The following is an 18,466-nucleotide window of genomic DNA, read 5'->3' on the forward strand; positions in this document are numbered from 1 at the left end:
CCTTTTGGCTTTGCAAGTATCTTTATTAATCACGCAAGGCACCAAACAAGGACTTTACTACATAATCTTGCTGTTCAATATCCATTTGTGGGAACAACGGCAGGATAATCGTTTTCTCCTGTGCCTCTTGGCTGTGCCTAAGTTTCCGGCAGAAGCCAACGGCACAACTGCATTCCTGGTTTCTACCGGCACAAGACCATGAATCAACTGGATAAGCGTCCTCCCGATGTGAACACATTATTCCCCGACGTGTCGCTATTCCTGCATCCAGCATTGACTGCATAACACGCCTCTGGTCTTTTCCTAATGGTAGACGAACACAAAAACTTTGCCAGGTACTGCGCGCCCAGTCCGGCTCTACGGGTAAACCGACACCTGGTATCTCTGCGAGAAGTTTCTTGTAGCGGGCAGCTAAATCCCTACGCTTCTCGACAATCCCCGGTAGACGCTTAAGTTGCTCCCTGCCTACGGCAGCTTGGATATCAGTCATACGGTAATTGTAGCCAACGATCGGATAGGATTCGAAGATCACTTGGCTGGAACCATGACGCACGGTATCAGGGACACTCATGCCATGTTGACGTAACAACCTGAACTTGGCATCCCATTCAGGGTTCGCTGTGGTGATCATTCCACCGTCGCCAGTACTTATCACTTTACGCGGATGAAACGAAAAGCAGGCAACATCACCTTGCGGCTTGCCGATTTTTTCCCATTGCCCCTGCCAAAAAATTTCGCTACCAATGGCGCAAGCAGCGTCCTCAACGACGGGTAATGAATGACGGCGCGCAATTTCAATGATCTCTGCAAGATCGCAGGGCATGCCTATCTGATGAACACACAAAATCGCGCGGGTACGATCCGTCACGGCACTTTCGAGCTGGGTGGGATCGAGGTTAAACGTATCAGGCTCAATGTCAACGAATACCGGCGTGGCGCCGCAATAGCGGATCACGTTAGCAGTGGCTATAAATGAATGGCTGACGGTAATGACTTCGTCTCCAGGCAGAACGCCCACTGCCAGCAGCGCCAAATGCAAAGCCGTGGTACAACTGGATACTGCACATGCATGCGGCGCTCCTACATATTCAGCAAATTCCCTCTCGAATGCGACAACTTCTGGGCCCTGACTAGTCCAGCCACTCAAAATGACGCGCCGTGCCGCCTCAGCCTCATTCTCGCCTAACATCGGCTTGGTAATAGGGATCATGATTGCACCGCCGTCTTGTTCATGCGCCACCAGTCGACCAGCTGCGAAAGCCCATCTTCCAAGCCAACCTGCGCTTGAAAACCAAGCAATCGCCCTGCTTTGGATGTGTCAGCTAGACGCCGCGATACAGGATTTACTGTACGTTCAGGGCCATATTCCGGCTGTAAATCGGAACTCATCACGTTAAGCAACGCCGCGGCCAACTCGTTTAGGCTGGTCTCAGAGCCGCTGGCGACATTGAAAACCTCATCACTCACATCAGATTGTAGGGCCAAGATATTTGATCGGGCGACGTCTTCGATATAGACGAAATCCATGGTTTGGGTACCATCTCCAAGGATCAGAGGTGGCTGCCCTGCAGCTATACGTTCCATCCAACGAATCAGGACTTCGGTATATTTACCATGAATATCCATACGTGGACCATAAACGTTAAAATAGCGCAACGCCACGTAGGGCAGTCCATACATATCATTGAACGAACGCAGCAACCCTTCCAACATAATTTTGCTGGCGCCGTACCAGGTGCGGTTGTTGTAAGGGTGATGGTCCTCTCGCGTAGGAAAGGTATCGGCCAGACCATAGATCGACGCCGAAGATGCCGCCACTACCTTTTTTACACCAGCAATCTGCGCGGCCTCTACTACATGGAAGCTACCATCACACATTACACCCATTGCCTCGCTCGGATTCGCCGCGCAGGCGGTAATGCGCAATGCTGCCATATGGATTAACGCATCAATACCCTGCATCGCTCTTTGCACGGCCTTCACGTCACGAATGTCTTCTTGCACCAGCGTCACACGGGGATCTTTTAAAGCTGCTTCAACATTGGCCAGCGTTCCCCGACTTAAATCATCAAGAATGACGATCCTTGCGGGTGAATAGTCCTTCAGCAACAAATCTATGGTTGTGGAGCCGATCAGACCGCAGCCCCCTGTCACCAGTATGTTCGAATCTTTAATATCCATAAGCTCCTAATTATTTCTGTTATCCGTAATGATGCGGACGATGCGTTTCTCGAAGTTAGTTTCTATATCTTAAGTTTATTTAAACCTTGTCCTGATACTTTTTATGTAATCAAAAGGCGCCATTACCCTACCATCAACCTCAATCTCCAACACCTCAAGAAAGCCGTCCCTACAGGCCACCCATACAGTGTTAGTATCTTTGTTCAACGCGACAACATGGCCAGGGATAGCAAGGTATTTTTCAGTTGGAATTAACTTATTCGCCTTCCAGATGATCACTTTCTTTCCGTCGAGATTACTGAAGGCTCCCTGATATGGGCGGGATGAAGCTCGTATCAGTCTGCAAATGGTTTCGATGCTTTCCTGCCAGTTAATTTGATTGTCCTCTGGAAGACGCGGATAGCATCTAAGTCCCTGTTTCAACCCTTTAACCATATAAAAACCCGGCTGAGACATAGCTGTTTCAATCGCTATCTCAAAGAGCGCAGGAGCTTCTTTTTCAGCCTGTTTCAGGATATCTCCCACATACGTTTCAGACGTGATGGGAATCGACTTACGAGATAAAACGTCCCCTACATCCAACTCTGCTTCCATACGGTGGATATTACCATAGATATGGTCTTCTCCATTTATGATGGACCAGTTGACAGTGGCATTCCCTTTATAATCAGGCAAATTCCCGAGATGGAAGTTCAGGATACCGCACTCGAAACGGTTCAGGAAATCTAGCGGAAGAGTATATTTCCAGTTAACGCTGACGGCCAACCTGATTCCGTATTCATGAAGAAGATTAAAAAGTTCCTCCTGCATTACGTTTTTTGTGACAAAGATTGTAGCCCCGATTTCCGCTGCGAGTGCCTCAAAATCCTGTGCTTTTACATCGTATTCTTCATATGCTTCTTCAGTAATGATAGCTTTGAACTGGAAACCACGGCCAACTAGATATTTGATAGAGTCATAAAGAAAACGGGAGCGCCCAATAGCTACCAGCTTTTTTTCGTAGGTCATATAAGTTCAACTATTTGTACATCGTTATAGATATGTTTTCCGGTTATTAGCGCCTCGGCCGCTTTCAGTCCCCCTGCCTGCAACCGGATGATAGGATCGAAACCAACAGCCGAGGGTAGTACACCCATATGGCCGCTGTGCACTTGGGCCGGAAAATAGCGAACGCCGGATTGTTCAATTTCCGCCAAGGACAGGTCCCCACAATAGCGAAGTATATAAGGATCAAGAAGCTGTTTTTTAATGCTATCCAGCTTCACTGGGTGACTATTCCCAATCCATTCCTTAGTAAAGGGGTAAGCGGTAAAGATTATGGCTTCCGCCTCTCGATAGGATTCCGGTATGCTAACTTCAGGGAAAGCGCCCATCCAATCCACAGGCATACCCGAGTATTTTTCTCGATGCTTGTCATCGTCAATCACCAGCAGCCCCGCGCAGTTCCTTCCCAACACTTTGGCAATATAGGGGCCAAAATCATTGTTGCACAACAGGATGAATCGATTGTTGTATGGGCATAAACCCGCATCAAAAATCATTTTCAGCGCCATATCACCAAGGTAATTGAACACATCCACATCTGGATGCCGCTCATTGGTCGCACCCAGTGCGAATCCGCGCTTCCGGATATACGCTAAGTCCATGTCGGCATCCCGCCATTCCCAAGCCTCATACATAAGGGGTATCACCAGCCCATTTTGGGCATGCCTGAGCTTTTCTTCGTTAAGCGGCCTCAAATGACCTGAGTTGGTAATTACATCCGCTTTACCGATGATTTCAGGAGTTAGCTCTTCCACAAAATGGATATCCAACTCCATGAAATGGCATTCCTCAATAAGTTTACGCGTGAGACTGAAAATCTCATCTACAGTGCCGTAGCGAGTCGACTCAGTGAAGGCATATACTCTTGCACCAGAAAGAGCAGCCAGGACAGGTGTCACCACGTAGGAACCGCTGGCCGCTTCAGTGAGAACTGTCTTCCCTTTCAAATTCAAATCAAGAGACTTTACCGTGCGGTACAACTTATCGATTAGCATACTTAATAATTATCAAAGTGTATCAATATCGCATTACACTCCTTCATCGCTCAGTTCCTACGGATATCTGCTGGCTGTGAGCCATGAGGTACTGGACCCGTGAAGAGCAATAGAGACGATCAGGGGGCTCGCTATAACCACCGTATTGAATTAAAATCAATGGTATTTTAACTTTTTCATGTCAAAAATATTTTACCTAAACTGATTAGACCGTTATCTCGTTTTCTTCAATCATTCTAATAGCTTCACAAACATCTTCACATTGAGCACGAGTTAACTCCGGGAACATGGGTAATGACAGCACTTCGTCAGCCGCCTGTTCTGAATGGGGAAAATCTCCCCTTATATAACCCAAGTCGGCATAGGCCGGCAGAAGATGTACTGGGATAGGATAATGGATCCCGGTCTGGATACCTTTAGCTTGCAAGACCTGTTGCCATTGACTGCGCTGTTTAGTACGGATCGCATAAATGTGATATACATGTCGAGCATAAGACATTTCCTTCGGCGTTGGGACGCCGCTACCGGACAACAGCTCATTGTAATATACGGCAACCGTTCGCCGCGCTTCTGTCCATGCTTCCAGATGCCGCAGTTTCACCCTGAGGACCGCTCCTTGAATACCCTCCAGGCGAAAATTGTAGCCCTTGAGTACATGGTGGTATTTCTGCTCTGCACCCCAGTCACGAAGCATACGGATGGTACGGGTATACTCAGCGTTATCAGTAACAACCATGCCACCTTCACCATAGGCCCCTAAGTTCTTACCAGGATAAAAACTAAAACAGCCCATATCACCTATACTTCCTACCCTTTTCCCTTTGTACTCGGCGCCATGAGCCTGAGCGGCATCTTCTATCACAATCAAGTTATATTTCTTGGCAATTTCAAGAATGGGATCCATGTCCGCCGGTTGCCCATACAGGTGCACGGGAAGGATTGCTTTGGTTTTGTCGGTGATTGCGGCTTCGATTGACTTCACATCGATAGTAAAGGTGCGCGGGTCGATGTCAACAAACACCGGCTTAGCGCCGGTATAGTAAATCGCCGCCACGGTCGCCACAAATGTAAATGGGACCGTAATCACCTCATCATTGGGACCAATTCCGGCCGCAAGAAGGGCAAGATGCAGAGCACTAGTGCCAGTGTTCACGCCAATCCCATGCTGGGCCTGACAATAATCGGCAAATTCATTCTCAAACGCGGCCACTTCACTTCCCAAAGTAAACTGGCAAGTATCCAATATGCCTTGGATCGCTTTGTTGACTTCGTCCTTAATCCCCGTATATTGGGCTTTGAGATCGACAAACGGTATCATGCTACTCTCCTGCCTTGATACATAATTTTCCCATTGACTTCGACGGATCGGCCACGCTCATTCATTGAGCGAGTCGCCGCCTCGATTAATTCGACCACCCTTAAACCGAGATGGCCATTAGTAGATGGTGCCGTTCCATTTTCAATACACTCCACGAAATGTTTTCCTTCAACTAGTAATGCCTCCGTACCGTCTAGCCGTGGCGCCCACATATCCCCGGAGCGGTAGCCGACCCGCATCTCATAAATCTGCTGCGGATCGTCGGTAAAGCTGACACCCTTGTCATAAATTCTGACCTTTTCGCTTGGCTCCAGATCATCGTAGGTGATCATTTTTTTGCTGCCGCCAACAAGAATTTGGCGCATTTTCACCGGCGCCAGCCAGTTCACGTTGACATGCGCAATCATTCCCGAATTATAGAACAATGTCAGGTACGACAGATTTTCCGGTGTGCCAGGAAAATGGTTGGTGCCAACTGCTGACACTGCAATTGGTTGCTCACCCAGTAGATACTCAAGTATAGAAAAGTCATGCACGGCCAAGTCAGAGATGACGCTGACATCCCGCTGAAACAAACCGAGATTGATCCGGGTAGAGTCATAGTATAATACGTCCCCAAAACCATCACCTTTTATGATCTCGGCCATTTTACGTACTGCTCCTGTATAGCAGAACGTATGATCGACGATTAATACAAGACCTCGTTTATCAGCTTCGTCAACCAACTGGCGTGCCTGCTGGGAGGTTTCTGCCATGGGCTTTTCGAGCCACAAATGTTTGCCAGCTTTGAGAATTGCCATTCCTAAATCGAAGTGCGTGCTGACCGGAGTCGCCACCGCAATAGCGTCGATGGATGGGTCCTCAACCAGATCCTGGAATTGCGTAGTCGTTTTTACGCCCGGGTATCGTTTCTGAACGATATCAAGTTTTTTCTGATCCAGATCCGCAACGCCAGCCATGGTAAGCCCCGGTGTTTCGGCAAAATTTCTCACCAGATTGGGTCCCCAATAACCGTATCCAATAACGCCTATTTTAATCATGATGGTCTCCTTAATTGGAATGGTAAACTTTATATTTATCGTTTAGACGAGTACTTCACTTGGAATTAGCATTTTAAATCGATATTATGATCGATTGCCGAACAAGGATTCTCACTCATTATGGTTTGTTTCGCACATCCCCGATTACTCGAGCAGGATTGCCGGCGACGATCGCATAATCAGGAACATCCTTGGTCACCACGGCACCGGCTCCAATCAACGCGCTTTCACCGATCGTGATACCGCACAGAATAGTTGCATTGCTACCGATCGAAGCCTGGGTTTTAATCCGGGTTCGAATCAATTGCCAATCGGCCTCCGTTTGCAGTTTACCCTCTTCGTCAACAGCTCTTGGATAGGTGTCATTGATGAACATGACGCCATGACCCACGAAAACGCCATCCTCAATATCCACGCCTTCGCAAATAAAAGTGTGACTGGAAATTTTACAGTTAGCCCCAATGGAGGCTCCCTTTTGTATTTCTACAAAAGTGCCTATCTTGGAGCCTTGCCCTATTTGGCAACCATATAAATTCACAAGATCCGGATGAAAAATGACTACATCTTTCCCCAGAACCACATTCTCTTTTATCATTTTTTATCCTTATTCCTTGACCTTAAGCTAAAAATTGAATGATTTTATTTCTTCCAAAATAATTCTAGCCCAAATACCGTTTTATAAGTAGGTAACTTTCACCGCTATCCAATCCAGTGAAAAGTCGCGACTGGTGTTCGAGGCCACATTAATCACGCGAACTCGAAAATTAGCATTCGAAAAGTTAGTTACAGTCCAAGCCCTTCCCCAAGTATCGGTTGCACTACCCAAAACATATGTCGCTTCACTTGTGGCCAACGTCGTGGTGTTCTGAGTGGCTGTCCAGGTTAAGCCTCCATCCCACGAGAATTGCACGCACATCTTGGGCGTGCCGGTTGTACTGTCTACAAGAGCATCCAAACGAACTTCGATGCCTTTTATAACGGCACCGCTCGGTATGTTGAAGTTATAATTATAGTAAAGATGCTTGTCCTTTCCACTATTGGTGCATGAAGTGCTCGTATTAATACCACTGTTCGTATCCACGGCAAATAATGTGTCATTCGCGTAGGCATTAGCCGGTGTTGTCTCGAATCCATTGCTATCGCCATTTAATAGAACTGCTAAATTGGAGCTCGGACTTAGGAAGCCAGTTACATTTGGGGTTACCGCAGTTGCCGCATTCGAATAGGCAGAGTTACCGATTCCGTTATAAGCGACCATGCGATAACTGTAGCTGGTATTCGGAGTAAGCCCGGTGGTGTCGGCATAGGCAGTTATATTACTTCCGAGGGTTGCGATCTGCGCAAAAGTCGAACAGCCAGCCCCTTGGCAACGTTCGATTTTGAAGCCGTTCTCATTGGTCGCATTGTCGGTCCAGCTCAAATTGATTTGAGTGCTTGAAGCCGCTGTGGCGGTTAAAGCCGATGGAGCTAATGGGACAGTGTTTGACACTGTGACTGAAATATTGGCGGCGGTTGCCGTATTGCCGGCGGCATCGCTGGCCCGTGCACTGAGGGTATGAGCACCATTAGAGGCAAGTGTCGAATCCCAGGTAATGCTATAAGGCGCCACCGTATCCGGTGCGCCAAGAGACGCACCATCCAATAGGAACTGAACACTGCTCACCCCAACGTTATCGCTCGCATTCGCTGATACGGTGACTGACGAGCCTGAAACGGTCGCTCCATTCGCCGGCACGGTCATTGACACCGTTGGCGCTGTCGTGTCCGCGCCGGAGCCGACATTAACACTAATCCCAGTTGCCGGCGTTTCCAGATTCAGGCTGTCGTCGACCGCGCGACTCTTGATGGTCACCGTTGTCGAAGTTGCCGGCGTTGTCCAACTGTAAGTCCACGTGCTGCGGCCTGTTGCCGGATGCCAGGTTGCTCCTCCGTCGACCGAAACTTCGACGCCACCGACCAAGCCGCCACCGGCATCCGTCGCGGTACCGCTGATTACGACATTGCTTCCTAGCGCAACGGAGGAACCTCCGGCTGGCGAAGTAATCGTGGAAACCGGCGGTGTTGTATCGGTCGATTTTGTCGCCGCTATCAGCCCTGATTGTAACGTTGCAGGTTGCACGTTCATGTCTGCGAACAAATTCACTGTTGCCTGTTGCATCGAAACGTCTGTAGCCGTGCCTGCTCGGTCATGGTTACTGTCCAGCCCCCAAGGCCACTGCACGGTACCAGCTCCGAAAACGAGGGCTCCGTTGCTGGAACGATACAGTGTCAGGGCATGATTTGCAGTACCGGTGCCGAAAGTGGAACCGAAATCCGTCAGGATCGGTGCATTATTGACGATGGTCGTCGAAAGCCGAATCAGACCGGCTGGGCGGACACCGTTATCGAGATCCACATCCCATTCGTAACCCAACGTCCCATTAGGCAAAGTAGCAGTATTGCCAGGAGCGAGTGTCGCGATACTGGTATTTCTCCAAAACCTCATTTTACCGTCTGCTTCAGGTACGGTGATACTGGTTGTCGCGCCATCGTTCACCATGAAGATGGGACCCAATAACGCATTCTCCGGACGTCCGCCATCTGCAGGAGGTGAGTTTCTTGGGTCACGCCAAGTCCCGGTCCAGGTTGGAGGATCATTCGGATCTTGATTGTTAGGAAAGTTATGTGTTTCTTTATAGCAAACGAGAGTGCGGTACGCTGAACCGGACCCATCAATGCTGCTTTCCCAGCGAGTCTTCCAATACACTTCATTGCCGCTAAAGAAAGCCAAGTTTATGCCGGCCCCTCGAGCAGCTTCAACATTGGTCCGTTGTGCGCCTGACCAGTATTCGTCGTGACCGACGGATAGGAAGACTTTATGGTTGGCTATTAAATTGCCACGGCGGTCGCTATCAATACCAGTAAAGTAACTGACGCTGTACCCGTTGGCCTCCAGCCAGCGCACCATCGGATATTCGGCATTAAATACCCAATCTTGTCCGTTATCGACTGCGCGAGTGTTGAAAGGCCGGTTGTAGCTTACCTTGTAGGCTCGGCCAGCCGAGTTACCGCCGGTGCCGGGCCCGGTACCCTGGTACAGACTATTTCCTCCATAGTTGTTATAGGCTTGCCAAGTCGTATCCGATGTTTGGAAGAGCAAATCAGAGGTACTGCTGTCGTCGCGCACTACGAAAACGATGTGGCTCGCCCCCTGAGTATCGTTCCGCACAACCTTCGCGAAATAAATGCCCGACACGGCGTCGGCAGGAACAGACCAAGATGCAGACAAACCCCAATTACCGCAGTCGATGAGACCGGTAGCATTAGTCAGACAGTTCGGCTGTGTCTGCGGTAGTGTAGCCGAGGGTGTGATCGAAGCAATCTTGCGCGCACCCAAGCCGCCGTAAAAACCCATGCGGTAGATGTCGAGCCGGTAGGCCGTGGCATCAGTTTTGATCTTGAAGGATACGGTGTTACCCCGATTCACACTGATATCGGTGGCGTAACCCTGGATGGTCGTATCCCCAGCGCCGGTGATATCCCATTCACTTGAAGGATTACCGGTCTTGCTGTTTTCACAAACAATCGGATTGCCTCCGGCAGAGCAGGGATCAACGCCGGTCGTGAATGACCATGCGTAATCCGCTGCTAATGGATTGCCCGCAAGATCCTTGACTCCGCTTAACTTCGCGGTGTAAGGCGTAGATGCCGTCAACGAGCTGCTGGGTGTCAATGTCGCCGTATTGTTGGCAACTGTATAGGATGCAGGTACCAATGTATTGCTTGCATCCAGCAGTTGAAAGGTCGAGGAATTAACAGTGGCCCCATCAACCGCTTCGCTGAAAGTCGCTGTTACCGGATTGCCAGGAAGGGCTCCCGTGGCACCGGTTGCTGGCGATGTTGATGTGACAGTCGGCGGCGTAGTGTCTGGACCAGTATTCGCGGTGAATACCACATCCACCCAGTAGTTTGTTGCCTGGAAGGTGTTTACCGGGAACCCGCCGGTGCCATAGAGATATACCCCGTTGCCTCCACTTCCTGCGCTACTGAGTGCAGTCAGCGGGCCACTTGTGACGTCTGCTGAAAAGTAGTTACTGTTTATTGAATAACGTCCGACTGGGGCCAGATAGGAGGCTACATACTGAGTGCCCGCCGTTATCGCTATCGGCGTAGTGAAGCTCACTTGCTGCCAACCGGAGGCTGTTTCACTCTGGAAAGTCGCGCTAGCGAGCAAGGCTCCCGTTGTACGGTTCCAAAGCTTTCCTACATGCGTTCCGGTATTGGTGCTGCCTTTGTAGAAGCGTACGCCGCAAATCCAGCCGTTCTGCGTAGACGTGAACTTGACCCCGAGCTCAACAGATGAAGTATCTGAATCGCTAATAACCGACGGAGTAGGATTAGTGGGCCAGATCGAACTGGTCCCCGTACTGCAATTAGGGGCGCCGGAGGCTCCCGTCGTGAAAGACCAATTCACGTTAGCCGCAAGCGGATTGCCTGCAATATCCTTGACACCATTGGTACCGCCTTTGACCGTCGCCGTATAGGTCGTGTTTGCGGAAAGCGCACTGGCCGGCGTCAAAGTCGCGGTATTGTTCGCATAGCTCACCGTTGCCGTTATCGGCGCGTTGCTACCGGCCTGCAATTGAAAGTTGGAAGCGTTGGCACCTGTTATTGTCGTCGCATCCAGCGCTTCACTGAATGTCGCCGTGACAGCAGTGTTCGTTGCAACCCCGGTTGCATTAGGCGCAGGACTTTGAGCTGTCACCGTGGGCGGCGTCGTATCAGGTCCCGTTGCGGTTGAAAAGACGACATCAACCCAATAATTGCTCGAGTTATAAGTGTTAGTTGGAAAGGTGCTACTCGCACTATACACATAGACGCCGTTACCACCGCTAACCCCATCCTGTAAAAGATGTATTGGAGGGTTATCAACTCCGGATGAAGAAAATTGCGGACTGTTATTAACCGCATAATTGCCATTAGGCGCATGGTAAGAAGCGACGTACACGGTATTGGCCGTAATCGCTACCGGGTTCGAAAAAGTAACTTGTTGCCAGCCCGATGTGGTGGCAGTGACGTTTGCCGTTGCTAACTGTTGTCCGCCTAGAGTCCACAAGGCCGCTGTATATGTGCCCGCATTGACTTGATAGAAACGAATGCCGGTAATGACACCATTCAGATCCGACTTGAACTTCACGCCGAGCTCGACAGAACTGGGATCGTTTACCGATGGAGTTCCCGGTGTGGCCGAACTATTCCACGCACTGCAAGGCGTGGCTGCACAAGGCTGGGCCTGTGTTGTGAAGGACCATGTGTAGGGGGCAGCCAGGGCATTACCGGCCAAATCCTTGATGCCTGTCAGAATCGTAGCGGTATAGGTCGTCGAAGCAGACAGCACGGTGCTGGGCGTCAGCTTTGCGGTGTTCGTACTGGAATCGTACCTGACTGTAGCGGACACCGGCGGATTATTCCCGAACTGCAATTTAAAGTTAGAGCTGGTGACGGTCGCCGGATCGACCGGCTCACTAAAAGTAGCCGTGACCGTAGGCTGCTGAATCACACCTGTCGCGCCGTTCACTGGGGAGATCGATGTCACCGTTGGAGGTGTCGTGTCTGCCGCGTAAGCCGCAGTGTAGCCTCCCGCCGCCGCCGCGAAAAAGGCGTATTGAGTTCCTTTAATGCTATCGGTCGTATATGGAACGGCAGCGCCACCCGGCCCGCTGAGCCCAACCAAAACGCCCGCAGCAGTGTGTACCGGTAGCATGGCTTGCAGCCCATTGGCACCGGGGCCCGGGGAAACCGCAAAGCTCAAATTGCTGCCATTCCAAGCCAGCGACCCAAACGACGAATTGTTGCGTGCGTCCAACCACGTCAACATCTGAATACTGGAAACCACTGGCACGCCGCGAGTGAGGGCCGAGTTGACTGTAAAGGTGGCCGCGTCCTCCGTGGGCAAATCGGTATGGGCATTGATGGTATAAGCGCCGTAGTAGGCTTCGGCCCCGAGCGCCCGGTCCAACAAAGTGTTTATCGTGAACGGATAGGTCTGGCCCGACTCGTCAGTCATGTGGCTAACTGCTTGGTAAACATCGATCAGATTACCGCTGAGATCGGCAAACCGCATCGGCATCGCTGAACCGGTAAAGTTACCCGGACGGTCATTGACCCAGCTGGGCGGCCAAAAGTAAAAACTGGTGTCGAGCCGGATACCATGGCTCAGTTCAGTCTGCGCAGCCGTGATCCAGTCGCTCCAGACGAGACAATGGTGGCGCATTGTTTGGGGCGTGGGAACACTGGGATAAGCAGCTTGGAATGCGCCGATCTGTTGCACGTAGTTCGATTCAAGTGAGGTAGGCGTGAAATCTGTGCAATTGGTGTTGATGTGCAAGCCCACCTCGAAACCCGCGGCGCTATAGGCAGCGGCTTGCGCATCGGAAAGATTGCCGGTCTCGGGGTAAATGTACGAGGTACCCCGCACACATTCCCAGTTGGCCACATTACAGCCCGCTGGGCTCAACGAGGTGAACTGATCAAACCGGGGTCCGGTTCCTCCGTTCCCATGATCGTCCCCGGTCATAATGACGACGGCTTTTTTACCGCGCGGGAAATACCAGAAGCGCGGTAAAGGCTTCTTGGCGAGGTTAATCTGGGTAATGAGATTGGCGAGCAGGCGTTGCTGCTCGTCAGCCTGAGGAACAGCCACCAGATTTAGCAGATCGACCCAGTCCGGTTGAGGATCGCCAGATGCATTGCCGTAAAACTTGTCGTCGGAGCGGATCGGCGTGAATCCGTCGCGCTCCTGTGCTGCCCAAGCCGGGTTGCCTTGACGTGTATAGACAATTGAAGCCGCCAGATCGTAAGCGAACGCCGCGGCGTGACCACCGTTTGCACCAACGCTACGGAGTGTAACAGCAGGGCTCACAGTCGCCGTCGTCCAATTGCTGTACAGTGTGGCAACGCTTGATGCGCCATTAAGGGTATAGTTATCTGCAGTGCCGTGAAACTGCATCGGCTGACCGCTGACCCCGATTCCGTTGCCCGGGACTTGCGAGGTATCGACGAGAAGATAGCCATCCGACAAAGTAGATCCCACTGAAATGAGTCCCAGCAAACCGGCGAGCTGCGGATCAGGCCGTATTGCGATCAGGTTGCCGCCGGCTGTAGTCACCCAGTCAGTCAGTGTGGTCACTTGGCCTGAAGTTAAGGGCATCTGCGCCAGAATAACGACGTCATAGGCGGAAAGTAACGCCGGCGTAACGGTAGAGATATCGGCTACGGCAAACGCATTTAGACCCTCCGTCCGCAAAATCTCGGTGTAATAATTATTATAGATGCCACAGGTGGGGCAATTGGATGTGACGACAAGAATCGGCCCGCCTGGCGGGTTAGGGATGGCCGCCTCGGCGACAGGAATCACCCAATCTAAAAGCTGATTAACAATAGAACTTAAGGCTGTATTACTTGGCTTTACATTTTCTATGCTTGTCTTTCCAACAAAATGACGTGAGGCCAACACATCTGAATTTGGTTTAAGTGCGAGAGTAAGCGGCTCCGAACGGCTAGTTTGTGGACCTACTGGAGATGTGTCTGGTACTACTATAGTTCCTACTTTGGTGTCGGTATCTGTATTAAACTCAGTAATCTCACTGTTTTCACTTGCAACATCCAAACTTCCATCCGGACCAAAAGCCAAAGCATTAATGGCGGCAGGCGGTCCTCCTGCCAGTTGCGCCTGCAATTGGCCGGTTGTTGGATTCCACACCAATATCTTGGTGTCTTCTCCCGCGCTCACTAATTTTTTCCCATTGGGACTGAAGGCTACAGCCCTTACACTGCCCTGATGTCCAGAAAGCGCTTTGATTTGCTGACCTGTTGTTATATCCCATAACATAACCGTACTATCCGCGCTGGCGCTGGCCAAAAGCGTCCCCCCGACCGGATTGAAAGCTACCGCATTGACTTCGTCAGCATGACCCAGCAGTGTCTGTAAACGCTTACCCGTCGCAACGTCCCACACTAGAATGCTTCCGTCAGCACCGCCGCTGGCCAACAACTGCCCATTCGGACTGAATGCCAGCCCATTTACAAAATCTTTGTGGCCTGAAAAAATCTTGCTTAATTTGTGCGCTGCGGCGTCATAAAGCAAAACTCTTGTATCTTCGCCAGCGGTTGCGATAAATCGGTCATCGGGGCTCGCTGCGATAGCTCGTGGAGGGTGTTCGGGTCCGTAAAATGTCTGAAGATTCTTACCAGCATCATCCCAAATTTTTATTTCCGTATCTCCACCTACACTTGCCCATTCATTTGCCTTTCCTCGGAAAGCCAAACCCCTAACGGCTCTGCCATGATGCCCTGATACTTTCCAGCGCTGTTTACCGGTCTTATTAAAAACCTGGATCGTACCATCCTCGGCCGCAACCCCCATTTCCTGGCCATCCTGACTTATTGCTATTGCTCTGACTCCCTTCCAGTTTTGTGCACTCCTCCGTTTCTTGCTCATTCCATTACCTTTATTAGCAACTTGATTGCTTCCGGCTGCTTGAGATGCATTTTTTGCTACACCGGGTGCGTTGGAAACATTCAATTGTGAAGGAATATTAGAAACAGAGCTCACGGAAGTTGACGCTTGAGAGCCTGCCAATGATGCACTGAGTAATGTTGGGATCTGAAAAATTTGACGCCCCACTCCCGTTACTAAATCCCAAACGAATACGCCTCCATCCTTTCCAATGGCCGCCAAAGAAGGTTGTTTCGAATTGAAAGCGGCTTTGGTAATTAATTCGGTCGGGCCCACGAGAAGTTTTTTCATTTCCCCCGTAGGAACATCAATCAAACTGATAAGGGAGTCCTCGCCAATACTTGCCAGAAGCCTTCCATCAGGACTGAAAAATAAATGGGTAACAGGTACGCCGCTCTCAGTTGGATGTTCAAAGATCAAACTGCCAGCCACAGGATTCCATAACTGGATTTTAGACTCCTTTCTTCCACTGCTAATTGCTAGTGTCTTGCTATCCGGACTAAATGCGACATCGCTGATTTCCTCCTTAACATCTAGAATTCGTTTAACCGCACCGGAGCGATCAGGATCCCAGAGAGAGACATGCCCCCCCTGTACACTTGCTAAGGTTTTGCCATCTGGACTGTATGCCAAGTCTGTAACAATCGAATCGCCTGGAAGTAATTTATTCAACTTTCCGCTTACGGCGTTCCACAACTTGATTTCTGATTTCTGTCCATTATTTGCACTGGCCAAAAATTTCCCGTCGGGACTGAACGTTAAGTGGTCAACAGTTACACCTAGACTAGGCTGTATTGACTTTGATTGGCCAGTCGTCAAATCCCATAGAAAAATCTCGCTTTCTAGAGTAATCCCGGCAAAACGCTTGCCGTCAGGACTGAATGCAACCTGAACAATGGCTGAGTTTATATTGACTAGCGGAATAGAAAGTTGCTCAAGTCCTGATCCGACATCCCATAGATTGATCGTATCCTTACCGACGCTAACGAGTATTTTTCCATCCGGACTAAAAGCAATCTCACTAACCGTGTTTGCAGGCTGACCCGTAAGAGTTATTGGCGCTAAAGTGGCAGTTAAATCCCATAACGTAATTAGTCCGTCAGAGTCTACATTGGCCAAAATATTGCCATCTGGACTAAACGCGACGAGGTCGCGCTCGTCACTGAGTCGCTCCACGAAGGATGCTTCAAGCGCTTGGCTAGCCCTTGCAGTTCTTACGGGTCCCTCGAAGTCCATAGCTAGAATCGAAGCAACCCAAACAAAAAGAGTAATTGTAATGCCGGTTAGATTCCGATTTTTTATGCTTAAATTTTTCATTTTCTTACCCCTGCTTTAAGTTAGGCTTTCTCAAATTTTGACGATTTTCGGAAAGACTATGCTTCAGTTTTAACTATGCCCTTTAGACAAGCCTAAATTCTTGCTCATAACAATTACGGCGACCTAATTTTTCGCTAAGTCCAGTAAAAGTAGAGTCGGAATTTCATGCATAAAATTTATTTTTTAGCTATGCTTACATACCAATTGAAATTGATTTTTCTCGTCCGAGAGCGGCATTGCGTTGCGTCCAATAATCCACGAATATGACTTAATGCTTGATGCGGGCATAGCCTTTTATTTTTTAGAGTTTACTAAACATTCTAAGGCTTATTTAATTAAATTTAAAATTAGCCCGTAAACAGCATCATATTGGTTGTTCAACCTACGTCCCAATTTTTTTAGAAAATATATTTTTTCTAATTACACGGCGCCTCGGCATTTAAAAACTACCTTGACCGTTTTCAATAAAATCTTTAAATCCATAAGAATGGACCAATTTTGTATGTAGCGAATATCTAGCCTCACCGAGTCATCCCACTCTGTCGTACTTCGCCCTTCTACTTGCCAAAGTCCAGTGATTCCAGGTTTCATTTCTAATATTCGCCTGAGATGCCAGGCTTGATATTTCTCAGCTTCGTAAGGAAGAGGAGGTCTCGGTCCAACTAGGCTCATGTCACCCATCAACACATTAAAAAACTGTGGCAGCTCATCAATACTTGTTTTTCGAATGAAACTCCCAATCCTGGTTACCCTGGGATCCGATTTAATCTTAAATAAAGGCTCTTCCGCGTTTCCCTGATTAATTTTTGCGAGATCCCCTTTAATAAAGTCTTGGATGTATTCACGGTGAATTCGATCGTCCATGTTCACGCGCATGGATCGAAACTTATAGAAGGTAAAGGGATTACCTTGCTTACCCAATCGGATTTGCCTGAAGATAACTGGCCCCGGAGAAGTTACTTTGATAGCTAACGCCGTAATCAACATTAGAGGCATTAGCATAACAATGCCGACTATCGAGCCAACAATATCAATACTTCTTTTTAATAAAAGCTTAAACCAAGGAGTACTTTTTGAAGCCTCCAGGTCGAAAGGAAAAACATCCGGCCCAATACCTCCCTTTTTTTCGAGGCTCTCAAAAATATCGTCAGGATAACTCGAAGCGGTAGCGGAAAATTGTGGCTTCTTATTCCCATTAATTAATTTTGCACAGATCTCTTTAGCTCCCTTATCGTTTGTATCGGGGAGAAGTATACCTATGGTTTTATGATTGACAAATCCACTAATGTCGGTAGCTCGTATCTTGGATCGAACAAAGTTTAAAATCTCAACCATATCAGTACTTTTATCTTCCGCCTCTTCATCTAGAGTCAATAAAACAATTGATAAAGTGGTTTTAGATCGCTGCGCGCGGAGTTTCTCAAGGCGCAATTGATCGATAAAAAATGAATCATAAATGATCTCACCGTAATTATCCCGATAATGACTTGAGCTATTGGGTATAAAGGGGGATATCGCTGACTCTCCTTGAAAATGCTCACAATTTGTATTTTTCATTTTCACCCCAATCGCATGACGCTTTAAAAGATTGACCATACCATTAATTGAACAGAATACTGTCTAATTTATTGATTTTATTACAAAATGTCTATTAGTATTCATGTCAATAGACATTTTGGAATAGAGACTGATCTACATCTGCTATGTGAATTCTGGCATCGGTTACATCGCACTCTCTGACCGACTTGCGAGTATTGCCAACATTTATGCAGAGTCTACTCAGAAAACACTATCTGTTTGATTTAATAGCTAAATCAGTTATTTTTCGTTGCTGTAAGTGCACGGTTTTTGACCAACCCACGCTTAAATCCGTGCACCCTTTTTGCCCATATTTGAATTTGCCAGAGCCGCAATGTAGTAAATTTGCCTCAGAATCACTTTATATCAATAACTTACGCCGAAACCGATAGATTTTATTGTTCATTAAGACTTTCTGAGCAGGCTCTTATTAGAATGTCAATCGGCGCCGAAAATTTTCCACCCACTAGCCGATGGGTAATCGGCTAAAAGCATT

Annotated in this window: 9 protein-coding genes; all 9 read right to left on the minus strand. The window is 48.9% G+C overall.

Annotated elements, in window-relative coordinates; translation table 11 throughout:
* Positions 1–25: 25 nt before the first annotated feature.
* The gene (locus tag U2W12_RS14155) at positions 26–1,210 is read right to left on the minus strand and encodes a DegT/DnrJ/EryC1/StrS family aminotransferase (protein WP_326501340.1); all 1,185 of its coding nucleotides are present in this window, start codon (positions 1,208–1,210) and stop codon (positions 26–28) included.
* Positions 1,207–2,181: an NAD-dependent epimerase/dehydratase family protein gene (locus U2W12_RS14160; RefSeq protein WP_326501341.1), complete on the minus strand. Its 975-nt coding sequence runs from the start codon at positions 2,179–2,181 to the stop codon at positions 1,207–1,209. Before U2W12_RS14160 ends, U2W12_RS14155 begins: the two co-directional genes overlap by 4 nt.
* Before the next feature lie 75 nt (positions 2,182–2,256).
* Positions 2,257–3,189 (minus strand): formyltransferase family protein, encoded by a 933-nt coding sequence (locus tag U2W12_RS14165; RefSeq protein WP_326501342.1) that lies wholly within the window; start codon positions 3,187–3,189, stop codon positions 2,257–2,259.
* A complete protein-coding gene (locus tag U2W12_RS14170) occupies positions 3,186–4,220 on the minus strand; it encodes a hypothetical protein (protein ID WP_326501343.1) in 1,035 nt (344 codons plus the stop codon). The genes U2W12_RS14165 and U2W12_RS14170 overlap by 4 nt, the downstream gene beginning before the upstream one ends.
* 205 nt (positions 4,221–4,425) lie before the next feature.
* Positions 4,426–5,538 carry a DegT/DnrJ/EryC1/StrS family aminotransferase gene (locus U2W12_RS14175; RefSeq protein WP_326501344.1) on the minus strand — a complete coding sequence of 371 codons (1,113 nt, stop codon included), beginning with the start codon at positions 5,536–5,538 and terminating at the stop codon, positions 4,426–4,428.
* Positions 5,535–6,578, minus strand: coding sequence for a Gfo/Idh/MocA family oxidoreductase (locus U2W12_RS14180; protein ID WP_326501345.1), 1,044 nt, complete (start codon positions 6,576–6,578; stop codon positions 5,535–5,537). Before U2W12_RS14180 ends, U2W12_RS14175 begins: the two co-directional genes overlap by 4 nt.
* Before the next feature lie 118 nt (positions 6,579–6,696).
* Positions 6,697–7,173 carry an acyltransferase gene (locus tag U2W12_RS14185; protein ID WP_326501346.1) on the minus strand — a complete coding sequence of 159 codons (477 nt, stop codon included), beginning with the start codon at positions 7,171–7,173 and terminating at the stop codon, positions 6,697–6,699.
* An 81-nt stretch (positions 7,174–7,254) separates the two neighbouring features.
* Complete coding sequence (locus U2W12_RS14190; protein WP_326501347.1) at positions 7,255–16,392, minus strand: N,N-dimethylformamidase beta subunit family domain-containing protein; 9,138 nt, start codon at positions 16,390–16,392, stop codon at positions 7,255–7,257.
* A 420-nt stretch (positions 16,393–16,812) separates the two neighbouring features.
* On the minus strand, positions 16,813–17,949 hold the full coding sequence (locus U2W12_RS14195) for a sugar transferase (protein WP_326501348.1): 1,137 nt from the start codon (positions 17,947–17,949) through the stop codon (positions 16,813–16,815).
* Positions 17,950–18,466 lie beyond the last annotated feature (517 nt).

This window comes from Methylomicrobium sp. Wu6, from assembly GCF_035916875.1.
Classification (GTDB): domain Bacteria; phylum Pseudomonadota; class Gammaproteobacteria; order Methylococcales; family Methylomonadaceae; genus Methylomicrobium.

Excerpts from the sequence above, each read along its gene's own strand:
- U2W12_RS14155 (WP_326501340.1), bottom strand. The coding sequence starts at position 1,210 with ATGATCCCTATTACCAAGCCGATGTTAGGCGAGAATGAGGCTGAGGCG.
- U2W12_RS14160 (WP_326501341.1), bottom strand. The coding sequence starts at position 2,181 with ATGGATATTAAAGATTCGAACATACTGGTGACAGGGGGCTGCGGTCTG.
- U2W12_RS14165 (WP_326501342.1), bottom strand. The coding sequence starts at position 3,189 with ATGACCTACGAAAAAAAGCTGGTAGCTATTGGGCGCTCCCGTTTTCTT.
- U2W12_RS14170 (WP_326501343.1), bottom strand. The coding sequence starts at position 4,220 with ATGCTAATCGATAAGTTGTACCGCACGGTAAAGTCTCTTGATTTGAAT.
- U2W12_RS14175 (WP_326501344.1), bottom strand. The coding sequence starts at position 5,538 with ATGATACCGTTTGTCGATCTCAAAGCCCAATATACGGGGATTAAGGAC.
- U2W12_RS14180 (WP_326501345.1), bottom strand. The coding sequence starts at position 6,578 with ATGATTAAAATAGGCGTTATTGGATACGGTTATTGGGGACCCAATCTG.
- U2W12_RS14185 (WP_326501346.1), bottom strand. The coding sequence starts at position 7,173 with ATGATAAAAGAGAATGTGGTTCTGGGGAAAGATGTAGTCATTTTTCAT.
- U2W12_RS14190 (WP_326501347.1), bottom strand. The coding sequence starts at position 16,392 with ATGAAAAATTTAAGCATAAAAAATCGGAATCTAACCGGCATTACAATT.
- U2W12_RS14195 (WP_326501348.1), bottom strand. The coding sequence starts at position 17,949 with ATGAAAAATACAAATTGTGAGCATTTTCAAGGAGAGTCAGCGATATCC.